Genomic DNA, 2194 nt, shown 5'->3' with positions numbered 1-2194 from the left:
GCTGGAGTTCGAGCGGGTGGTGCTGGAGTATGCGGAGCGGCTGGCGGCGGATGCTTCGTATGATCGGCTGCTGGGGGCGCGGCGGCAGGCGCGGGAGGCTGATGAGCGGCGTAAGCCGCTGGATGCCTACCGGGCTGAGGAGCTGGCGGAGATGAGCCGGGACATGTTCGATGATCGGAGTGGGTTCCGGGCGGCGCGGCGGGCGTTCGTGTTGAAGGAGAGGGTGGGGGCGACTCCGGGGCGTCTGGCGCGGCATCGGGAGTTGTCCGGCGCGTCGGCCGCTGCTGACGCGGGTGCATCTCATATGTGAGATATGGTCTTCTGCTGTGGCAGATGATTATCTTGTGCGGATCGGCCGGCTGATTCGGGACGCGCGTCAGCATCGTGGTTGGACGCAGTTGCAGCTGGCGGATGCTCTGGCGACGTCTCAGAGTGCGGTGAACCGGATTGAGCGGGGAAACCAGAACATCAGTCTTGAGATGATCGCCCGGATCGGTGAGGCGCTCGACAGTGAGATCGTGTCGCTGGGGTATGCGGGGCCGATGCATCTGCGGGTGGTGGGCGGGCGCCGGTTGTCGGGCAGCATCGATGTGAAGACGTCGAAGAACGCGTGTGTGGCGTTGCTGTGCGCGTCGCTGCTGAACTCGGGGCGGACGATCTTGCGGAAGGTGGCGCGGATCGAGGAGGTATACCGGATCCTGGAGGTGCTGGCCTCGGTCGGGGTGCGGGCGCGGTGGATCAACGAGGGCAGTGATCTGGAGATCGTGCCTCCGGCGAGGCTGGAGCTGGAGGCGATGGACACCGAGGCGGCGCGGCGTACCAGGAGTGTGATCATGTTCCTGGGGCCGTTGATGCATCGGACGGAGCAGTTCCAGATCCCGTACGCGGGGGGTTGTGATCTGGGGACGCGGACGGTGCAGCCGCACATGTCGGCTTTGAAGCATTTCGGGCTGGACATCACGGCGACCGGGGGGTTTTATCACGCGCGGGTGGATCGGGGGGTGTCGCCGTCGCGGCCGATCGTGCTGACGGAGCGGGGTGACACGGTGACGGAGAACGCGTTGCTGGCGGCGGCGCGGCATGACGGGGTGACGGTGATCCGCAATGCGTCGTCCAATTACATGGTGCAGGATCTGTGTTTCTTCCTGGAGCAGCTCGGGGTTCGGGTGGAGGGGGTCGGCACGACGACGCTGACGGTGCATGGGGTGCCGTTCATCGAGCGGGATGTGGACTACTCCCCCTCTGAGGATCCGGTGGAGGCGATGAGCCTGCTGGCGGCGGCGGTGGTGACGTCGTCGGAGCTGACGATCTGCCGGGTGCCGGTGGAGTTCCTGGAGATCGAGCTGGCGGTGCTGGAGGAGATGGGGCTGGATCATGATCGGGGCCTGGAGTATCCGGCGGCGAATGGGCGGACGCGGCTGGTGGATCTGACGGTGCGGCCGTCGAAGCTGGTCTCCCCCATCGACAAGATTCATCCGATGCCGTTTCCTGGGCTGAACATCGACAATGTGCCGTTCTTCGCGGCGATCGCGGCTTCGGCGCAGGGGTCGACGCTGATCCATGACTGGGTGTACGACAACCGGGCGATCTATTTGACGGAGCTGACGCGGCTGGGGGCGTCGGTGAAGCTGCTGGATCCGCATCGGGTGCTGGTGGAGGGTCCGACGCGGTGGCGTAGCGCGGAGATGATGTGCCCGCCGGCGCTGCGGCCGGCGGTGGTGGTGCTGCTGGCGATGATGGCGGGTGAGGGGACGTCGGTGCTGCGGAACGTGTATGTGATCAACCGGGGGTATGAGGATCTGGCTGAGCGGCTGAATGCGTTGGGGGCGCGCATCGAGACGTTCCGCGACATCTGAGTTTTCGTCGGGGGGCTGGGTTACGGTCGGTGGTGGATCGTGTCCTGGGCTGGCGGAAAGGGGTGGGCCGGTGCGGCCTGCGGAGCTCGACCGGTTGACGGTGGCGGAGGCGGCGGATCGTTATGTGGAGCTGGTGCGGGCCAAGACGTTGACGGGGGCGTTGTCGCCGTCGACGGCGGAGGTGTATGCGCGGGATGTGGCGACGCTGGTGGAGTTGGCCGGTGCGGGGGTCGTGCTGGACGATCTGACGGGCGAGGACGTGGATGCGATCTTGCTGGCGTTCGCGCGTAAGCCGGATGGGCGGCTGGCGGGTGGTGGCCGGCGTGCGGTGGGGGTGG

Annotated in this window: 1 protein-coding gene and 2 pseudogenes; all 3 read left to right on the top strand. The window is 66.7% G+C overall.

Annotation, left to right across the window (positions count from 1 at the left end):
* Positions 1 to 310: pseudogene (locus EJK15_RS72435) on the top strand (hypothetical protein); the annotation flags it as partial.
* A 34-nt stretch (positions 311 to 344) separates the two neighbouring features.
* Positions 345 to 1856: a helix-turn-helix domain-containing protein gene (locus EJK15_RS68890; RefSeq protein WP_240778144.1), complete on the top strand. Its 1512-nt coding sequence runs from the start codon at positions 345 to 347 to the stop codon at positions 1854 to 1856.
* A 70-nt stretch (positions 1857 to 1926) separates the two neighbouring features.
* Positions 1927 to 2194: pseudogene (locus EJK15_RS68885) on the top strand (tyrosine-type recombinase/integrase); the annotation flags it as partial.

Origin of the sequence: Nonomuraea basaltis (assembly GCF_005893125.1) — a bacterium.
GTDB classification, from domain to species: Bacteria; Actinomycetota; Actinomycetes; order Streptosporangiales; family Streptosporangiaceae; genus Nonomuraea; species Nonomuraea basaltis.
The sequence above is the reverse complement of the archived record's forward strand: the minus strand, read 5'-3'. Positions and strand labels throughout refer to the sequence as shown.